We start from the raw sequence: 615 nt of genomic DNA, 5'->3' as shown, positions 1-615 counted from the left end.
CGAAAACACCGGGGGCAATCTGGTGATGGGTGCTTATGGCCACTCGGCATTTAGAACATTCGTTTATTGGGAGTACCACACGGCAACCATTCGGTTGGTAGACGCGCCGATATTATTGGTGCGCTGATGGCAGTGGATTTCGAGATTTTCCGGCAGCTTTTGCTGCAAAAGAAAATTGATCTGCAACGATTGAGCGAGGTAAACAAGGAGGCCCGCAATCCGGTTGAGTTGGATCAGACCTCAGTAGGCCGCCTCTCCCGGATGGATGCTATCCAAGTTCAGGCTATGGCTTTGGCTCATCAGCGTCAGCGAGAAACTGAAATAATAGCCATAGATGGTGCGTTACGACGGATTGAAGGTGGTAATTACGGCATCTGTATAAAATGCGGCGAAGAAATTGCTGAAGCGCGTTTACGAATCACCCCTACGGCAACAACCTGTATAGATTGTGCTAAATAATGGCCATACATTATAGATTGCATGAGAAAATCGGGCTAATCGGTCCGTGTAACCAGACGCTGTCGCTGCCCTGGCTCCCTCAAAAATCGCGGTTCTTTTTGTTTCTTAATCGTTGCAAAATTCCATTCCGGCCTCACTCTTTCGGCACCTGCACGG

General features: G+C 48.9%; 1 protein-coding gene. It reads left to right on the top strand.

Annotated elements, in window-relative coordinates:
• Positions 1–126 precede the first annotated feature (126 nt).
• Positions 127–459, top strand: coding sequence for a TraR/DksA C4-type zinc finger protein (locus MXAZACID_RS18570; RefSeq protein WP_008495918.1), 333 nt, complete (start codon positions 127–129; stop codon positions 457–459).
• Positions 460–615 lie beyond the last annotated feature (156 nt).

Source organism: Acidocella sp. MX-AZ02 (genome assembly GCF_000306035.1).
Taxonomy (GTDB): domain Bacteria; phylum Pseudomonadota; class Alphaproteobacteria; order Acetobacterales; family Acetobacteraceae; genus Acidocella; species Acidocella facilis.
This window is presented reverse-complemented; position numbering and strand designations above follow the sequence as displayed.

Excerpts from the sequence above, each read along its gene's own strand:
- MXAZACID_RS18570 (WP_008495918.1), top strand. The coding sequence starts at position 127 with ATGGCAGTGGATTTCGAGATTTTCCGGCAGCTTTTGCTGCAAAAGAAA.